The 7,758-nt window shown below is 41.5% G+C and carries 5 protein-coding genes; all 5 read left to right on the top strand.

Annotated features, from left to right (window positions below):
- Positions 1-844: PaaX family transcriptional regulator (locus ACT3QQ_RS13215; RefSeq protein ID WP_444528348.1), on the top strand; the 844-nt coding region annotated here is incomplete at its 5' end.
- Positions 845-912: 68 nt separating this feature from the next.
- Positions 913-1,512: a gamma carbonic anhydrase family protein gene (locus ACT3QQ_RS13210; protein ID WP_444523707.1), complete on the top strand. Its 600-nt coding sequence runs from the start codon at positions 913-915 to the stop codon at positions 1,510-1,512.
- Between the two features lie 236 nt (positions 1,513-1,748).
- The gene (gene tynA, locus ACT3QQ_RS13205; protein WP_444523708.1) at positions 1,749-4,091 is read left to right on the top strand and encodes a primary-amine oxidase; all 2,343 of its coding nucleotides are present in this window, start codon (positions 1,749-1,751) and stop codon (positions 4,089-4,091) included.
- A 164-nt stretch (positions 4,092-4,255) separates the two neighbouring features.
- Complete coding sequence (locus ACT3QQ_RS13200; protein WP_444523709.1) at positions 4,256-5,680, top strand: aldehyde dehydrogenase family protein; 1,425 nt, start codon at positions 4,256-4,258, stop codon at positions 5,678-5,680.
- 406 nt (positions 5,681-6,086) lie between these two features.
- Positions 6,087-7,667 carry a GMC family oxidoreductase gene (locus ACT3QQ_RS13195; RefSeq protein WP_444528347.1) on the top strand — a complete coding sequence of 527 codons (1,581 nt, stop codon included), beginning with the start codon at positions 6,087-6,089 and terminating at the stop codon, positions 7,665-7,667.
- Positions 7,668-7,758 lie beyond the last annotated feature (91 nt).

The raw sequence follows: 7,758 nt of genomic DNA, 5'->3' as shown, positions 1-7,758 counted from the left end.
TATCTTTCAACGAGGAGGGGTCATTAGTTTAGCCAGTCTGATTCAACTCATGGATGTGTTCGGTTTCAACGAACGCTCGGTGCGTACAGCGGTATTTCGCTTGGTGCAAAATGACTGGTTAAGCTCAGAAAAAATCGGACGTACCAGTTACTACCGCATTACTGAAGTCAGCCGTGAGCGCTTTGCTGCCGCCCATGAAAAAATTTATGGTTTACATCAGGGTGAGTGGGATCAAAAATGGGATTTGGTGTTATTAAGCTCAGTTGACCTTGGAAACAAAACCCTCCTCAAAAAAGAATTGGAGTGGTTAGGGTTTGCCAATGTTACCACCAATCTCATGGCCTATCCTAGCTGTGATGAGTTGCAGCTGCAAAACTTACTATTTAATCTCAATATGACTGAACAAGTGGTGGTGTTTCGTGCCGAAGCCTTGCACTTATGGCAAGAGTCATATCCAACACTCAAGCGTATGGTTGAGGTGAACTGGCCTATCGAGCAGCTGCATCAACGCTATGATAAATTTATTAACGACTTTCGTAATGTTTTGAGCCTCATCGAAGATGGTGAGTTCAATGAACTACAAGCGTTTCAAATTCGTATTTTACTGATTCACCAGTACCGACGTATCTTATTAAAAGATCCGAATTTACCTCTAGAACTATTGCCATCGGATTGGCTGGCACTGACCGCGCGTAATTTGACCAGCAATATATACCAAATGCTTGTTAGTTCGTCTGAAGAGTTTTTTCTTAACATTGCCCGCACTGCGGAGGGCACCATGCCACCAGCACGGCCACAGTTTTATAAACGCTTTGGCGGGTTAAAGTTTGCTGAAGACGTTTAAGCGAATAAGGAACTTAAGCGAATGATGACTTTAAACCTTGTTTGACATTTATTGATAAGGAAACGACTATGCCTTGCTATGCCATTGACGGGGTAATACCGGTTATTAGCCCAGATGCTTATGTTCATCCAACTGCTGTGATCATTGGCGATGTTATGATTGAAGCAGGTGTGTATATCGGCCCGTTCGCTTCATTACGTGCTGATTTCGGTGGTATTCGTATCAAAAAAAACGCCAATATCCAAGATAATTGCATTATACATGGCTTTCCCAACCACGTAGTAGTGGTTGAAGAGTATGGACATATTGGACATGCAGCCATTCTGCACGGCTGTATTGTGAGAAAGAATGCACTAGTTGGAATGAATAGTGTCATTTTAGATTTAGCAGAAGTAGGTGAAAACAGCATTATTGGTGCTAATAGCACCGTCAAAGCGAAGATGGTCATTCCACCAAATGTCATGGCATTAGGCAGCCCTACAAAAGTGATAAGAGAACTTGAAGAAAAAGAGTTGGCTTGGAAAGCGCATGGTACTCAGCAATATATAGACCTTACCAAACGTTGTTTGCACTCTTTAAAGGAAGTTAAGCCTTTAACCATGGATACAGACGAGCGGCTAACACATAAGCAATTTAATGCTCAACATCATATCAAATCAGAACTTTAATAACACAGGCCATCAATAATCCCAGTTTATAAGTCTGATGATATTTTCATCGAAAATTTTCTACCAATATTATGTGAGTGTGCCGATAACATTCAAAACTGCTATATCTACTTTGTATGTTGTCATTTTTATGAACTTTTGACTTAATTTTTAAGTTATTAGCTCCTTAAGTTTAAAGTAACAATGAACACCAAAAACGCAATCTCTTTCTACCCTCAATGACAAGGATGTTATTTATGAAACGCTATCAACTCAGTCGCCAGCACCAGGAAGATGTTACTGCCAACAGTCGCATCAAATCTCATCAAAATATCACATTCAAGTCTACTTTAACGGCGCTAGTCGCCAGCTTAGCTTTTATTTACAGTGGTCAGGCACTAGCACATGGTGGAGAGGTGCACATGGTTCCGATTGAGGAAGCAATGTCCACAGCAGGTGCAGAGGTCACCTATGATAGTTATGCTGATGTGTATACCATCATCAAGAACTCTACACGAGTACAAATCAAACCCAGTAGCTCTACTGCCATGGTTAATGGGAAATCCCTAAAAATCACCAACCCGCTGGTCATGAAAAATGGTCAAGCTTTAGTGCCTGATACCTTGGCCAATGAAATACTGCAATCAAATTTAGATCAAACCTTTAAAGTAGAGAGCACACCGCATCCACTCAATACTTTGAGCAGTACTGAAATCAACCAAGCAACCGCTATTATTCGTAAAGCAAAACCAAAAGAAACCAACTTAAGGTTTGCTGATATTCGTCTAAAGCAACCTGACAAAGATGCCGTGTGGCGTAACGTAATTGATAAAAAACCTTATGTTGGCGATCGTGTAGTCACCTTTACAATTCTAAAGGGGAATACGGTCATTGAAGGTGAGGTGGATTTAAACACAAAATCACTTACTGGCTGGAAAACGCTCGAAAATACATTCGGCATGGTATTAGTAGATGATTTTATGGCAATCCAAGACATTATTCAAACTAGCCCAGAGTACAAAACCGCTTTGAAAAAACGGGGCGTTGATGACGTGACAAAAGTGGTTGGAACACCATTGACGGTCGGCTATTTTGGCGGAAAAGATGGTCTTTTAGACAAGCAACAAAGAATTCTAAAAATTGTTTCTTATCTAGATGTTGGAGATGGCAACTACTGGGCACATCCTATCGAAAATTTGGTAGCAGTGGTTGATTTAGATAAGAACAAAATTGTTAAAATCGAAGAAGGCGGTGTTATTCCGGTGCCTATGACCCCGCGTCCAATCGATGGTCGCGATAAAAAGGTTGTGACCAATAAACCATTGAATATTATTGAACCAGAAGGGAAAAACTATACCATCACTGGTCGAAACATTGAATGGAATAATTGGAAGTTTCATATTGGTTTAGATAGTCGTACCGGTTTACAGATCAGCACTGTTACCTTTAATGACAAAGGCGTAGACCGTAAAATCATGTATCAAGGCAACTTAGGCGGCATGGTTGTCCCTTATGGTGACCCTGATATGGGGTGGTACTTTAAATCTTATTTGGATTCTGGCGAATATGGTATGGGCACCTTAACCTCTCCGCTAGAAAGAAACGTTGACGCACCAGAAAACGCGGTACTCCTCGATGCTGAGCTTGCAGATTACGAAGGCAATCCTTATACCATTCCGAATGCCATCGCCGTGTTTGAACGTTACGCAGGCCCTGAGTTTAAGCATCAAGAAATGGGGCAAAAAAATGTCAGTACTGAGCGTCGTGAATTGGTCGTGCGCTGGATTAGCACAATCGGTAACTATGATTATATTTTTGACTGGGTATTTCAGCCAAACGGTACCATTGGTATCAATGCTGGCGCTACTGGTATCGAAGCGGTCAAAGGTGTTATTGCAAAAACCATGCATGATCCAAGTGCTAAAGAAGACACACGTTATGGCACACTGATAGACCATAACATCGTTGGCACCACGCATCAGCATATCTACAATTTCCGCTTGGATATGGATGTTGATGGCGAGACCAATAACATCAAACGTATAGAGCCAGTAGTTGTACCTAATGTGCGAGGTGGGCCACGTACTAGTGCAATGGAGACTCGTGAGACGACAGTATTGACAGAAACTAAGGCGAAAGAAAATTTTGACCCTACTACTGTACGTTTAATTGGCAATGCCAGTAAAGAGAATCGTATGGGTAATCCGGTGTCTTATCAGATGATCCCATTTGCAGGTGCCACGCACCCCATTGCGAAAGGTGCTAACTTTGCAGATGATGAGTGGTTATTTAAACGTCTTAACTTTATGGATAAGCAAATTTGGGTAACGAAATATAATACGAATGAGTTATATCCAGAAGGTACGTATCCTAATCGTTCGGACAAAGATACAGGACTAGGCGCATTTGTTGCAGATGACGAAAATATTCATAATAAAGATTTGGTGGTGTGGCTAACCACGGGTACTACTCATATAGCCCGCGCTGAAGAATGGCCTATTATGCCGACAGAATGGGTGAATATTCTGCTTAAACCGTGGAATTTCTTTGATGAAACCCCTTCGTTAAATCTTAATCAAAGTAAAGATGAGAGCAAATAAATATTTTGGAATAGTAGTCCATGAGTGCAGCAATACTATTGCTGCACTCATGCTAATTATTTATAAGCACAGACATCCTCAGTAAATAATTTGACTCTATAGCCTAGTTTAAGTGTTTTTAGTTAGCCCTATAAATAATATTTACGAGAATAAGAGTGAAAACAATGAAAGAATTTAATTTAATTATCGGCGGTAAAAGCGTTACCACTACCGATTATTTCGATGTCATCAACCCTGCTGATAAATCTGTTATTGCCTGCTGCCCAAAGGCCAGTGTGACTCAACTAGATGAAGCAGTCGCAGCTGCTAGATCCGCGTTTACTAGTTGGTCAGCACTCACCTATGCAGAGCGCCGTGACTACTTAATGCAGCTTGCTGATGCGGTTGAAGCTCGTGTTGATGTTCTTATGACAATGCTGACCAAAGAGCAAGGCAAACCTACTAAAGGTTTTGCCGATTTGGGTGCAGGCTTTGAGTTGGGTGGTGCATTGGCTTGGATACGTGCCACTGCTAGCATGGAGTTAGAGCCAGAAACCATTCAAGACAATGACTTGGCTCGGATAGAGTTACATCGTAAGCCTCTGGGCGTTGTAGGCTCAATCACCCCATGGAATTATCCATTACTCATCGGTATTTGGCACATAATTCCTGCTTTGCTCACTGGCAATACCGTCGTCATGAAACCATCTGAAATGACTCCATTGACCGTACTATGCTTTGGTGAGATTGCTAAAGATATTTTGCCAGCAGGTGTGTTGAACGTGGTAACTGCCAAAGGTGATATTGGTGCGGCGATGTCTGCACACGTGGACATACAAAAGATTGTATTTACAGGCTCAACCCCAACGGGCAAGGCCATTATGAAAAGCGCTGCCGTGACTTTAAAACGTTTGACACTTGAGCTAGGTGGCAATGACGCTGGTATTGTACTGGCGGATGCTGATATTGAAGCCATCGCAGGTAAGATTTTTGCGACCTCTTTTATCAATAATGGCCAAACGTGTGCTGCCCTAAAACGACTATATGTGCATGAATCCGTACACGATGAGTTGTGTGCAGCCTTGACCGCGATTGCCAAAAGCATGAAGACAGGTAATGGGCTAGATGAAGACACTGACTTTGGACCTCTGCAAAATGAGGCACAATTAAATATCGTCAAAGCCCTTGCTCAAGATGCCAAAGAACGCGGTGCAAACTTCTTATGTGGCGGGGAAGTGGTAGACGAGACTGGCTATTTTTATCCCATAACGTTGGTGAATGATATCAATGATGGCGCAAGATTGGTTGATGAAGAACAGTTTGGACCGATTCTTCCCATTATTAAGTTTACCGATGTCGAAGAGGCGATTGTTAGTGCCAACCGCTTATCTGTTGGACTTGGCGGTTCAGTCTGGTCAACAGACATCGAAAAAGCACAGAGTATCGGCTCACGTTTAGACTGTGGCACTGTGTGGATCAATAATCATGCCATGGTGCAACCTGATGCCCCGTTTGGTGGTGTCAAAGACTCGGGGTTTGGTGTTGAGTTTGGAGAAGCTGGTCTTAAAGAGTTTACTTCTATACAGACCATGCAAGTTTTTAAATCTTAATAGATATTTATTACATAGCTGTTTATTACCTAATAAGTATCTAGGGCGCGTCATTAATTAGCACATTAATACGTTTAGTGGCCTAAAAATGGCTAAATTTTAAGCCTCACAATCTAATTGATGATACACCCTAGTGACTGCTAGTTAAATGCAAAAAATATGGCCGAAGTAGAACAGGTAGTGAGTACTTATCTTTAGAGATGCTAAAGGCCTCAGATTATATGGTTGTTAGTAGGAAAAATCAGTTATCTGAAGATGGTTAGTTATTTTAATTGAAATAGGCTCATCTAAAATAAAGGAATATAGCTGACAATAAAAAGGAGTTTTAATGTCTACTAAAAATAAGTCAAAAGGTATTTCACGTCGCAATTTTTTAGGATACACCGCAGTTGCCTCAGGTGTACTTATGTTGTCTAAGGGTGCTATAGGTGCAAGTATTAATCCTATAGATAGCCATAGTAAAGAATTCGATTATGTGATTATTGGCGCAGGTTCGGCAGGCTGTGTACTTGCAAATCGTCTAACTGAAGACGGTAGTCAGGTACTTATCATTGAAGCAGGAGGTCCTGATAACAGTGAAATGATATCAACACCCATGCGTTTAATTGAGCTATGGGGTACCGAATATGATTGGGACTATAAAACAATACCGCAAAAAAATGCACACAATCGTATCTTAAATTGGCCACGTGGTAAAACAGTGGGTGGGTCATCTTCATTAAATGCCATGATTTATGTGCGAGGTAATGCATCTGATTATGATCATTGGGCAAATGACTTGGGTTGTGCTGGGTGGTCTTATAACGATGTACTACCATATTTCAAAAAGTCAGAAAATTACTCACGTGGTCCAAGTGTCTATCATGGCGGTGACGGGCTGCTTCATGTTACTGCAGACTTCACGCCTCATCCAGTCACGAAAGCAATAGTTGATGCTGCTATAGAGTCTGGTATCCCCTTCAATGATGACAGCAATGGGGAAACACAAGAAGGGGTCAGTTATACTGATTTAAATACGAAAGATGGGAAGAGGCATTCCACCGCGGTCGCTTTCTTACGTCCAGCGCTCAATCGTCCTAATTTATCATTAATAACTAACTCACGTGTCCACAAAGTAAATACAACAAAGGGTGTAGCAACGGGTGTTACCTATCGTCAAGAAGGCACTATCAAAACAGTTAAAGCTAAAAAAGAAGTGATTGTATGCGGCGGTGCTATTGAATCTCCTCGTATTTTGATGCTATCAGGCATTGGATCAAAATCAGAGTTAGAAAGGCTTGGTATTAATGTGATTGTCGATAGCCCCGGTGTAGGTGAAAACCTCCACGATCATAATTTAAGCCCTGTAATATATGAAGGGAAAAGGGAGGTTCCACCACCAAGTGATATGTCAATTCAAGTATTGCATGCTCATATGTTTGCAAAAACCCAGACAGCTCTACCCGGGGCCGATATGCAGCCACTTTTTTTCCATGTTCCTTATTATGCACCTGATCAAGATAGTTCCGTTCAAAATGCATTCTCTCTAGTAGCTGCAGGAGTTAGACCGACCTCGCGCGGTAGAATTACACTAAACAGCTCTAATCCTGATGATAAGATGAATATCGATCCAAATGTACTTGATACACAATATGATGTCGATACATTAGTGACTTCGATTAAACAAATGCGTCATATTGCAAACCAACCAGCCTTAAAAGAATGGCGTGGTCGAGAAATCTATCCAGGTGAAGATGTTAAAACAGATGAACAAATTGCAGAGTATGCGCGTTCGTCAGTTGTAAGTTACCATCATCAGAATGGCACCTGTAAAATGGGAAGTGATGGTTTGGCAGTAGTGACACCGCGGTTAAAGGTTCGAGGTGTTAAAAGTTTGCGTGTGGTAGACGCCTCTATTTTCCCATTTGTTATGGCTGGTAATACCAATGCACCCACAATTATGGTAGCAGAAAAGGCAGCTGATATGATTAAAGAGGACAATGCATAAGTTATATCTGGGATTAGATATCCAAGTCGGACTCCATGTCAATATTTGCAGCCTTTGAAAATAAATCAAGATTACCCATAAGCTGATAGCT

The sequence above is a fragment of the Psychrobacter sp. AOP7-A1-24 genome (assembly GCF_052376235.1).
In the GTDB taxonomy this organism is placed as follows: domain Bacteria; phylum Pseudomonadota; class Gammaproteobacteria; order Pseudomonadales; family Moraxellaceae; genus Psychrobacter.
Note: the sequence above shows the minus strand (reverse complement) of the source record. Positions and strands in the feature narration are given on the sequence as shown.

What these genes read in the sequence shown, in the direction of transcription:
- ACT3QQ_RS13210 (WP_444523707.1), top strand. Translation starts at nt 913, where the DNA reads ATGCCTTGCTATGCCATTGACGGGGTAATACCGGTTATTAGCCCAGAT.
- tynA (WP_444523708.1), top strand. Translation starts at nt 1,749, where the DNA reads ATGAAACGCTATCAACTCAGTCGCCAGCACCAGGAAGATGTTACTGCC.
- ACT3QQ_RS13200 (WP_444523709.1), top strand. Translation starts at nt 4,256, where the DNA reads ATGAAAGAATTTAATTTAATTATCGGCGGTAAAAGCGTTACCACTACC.
- ACT3QQ_RS13195 (WP_444528347.1), top strand. Translation starts at nt 6,087, where the DNA reads ATGTTGTCTAAGGGTGCTATAGGTGCAAGTATTAATCCTATAGATAGC.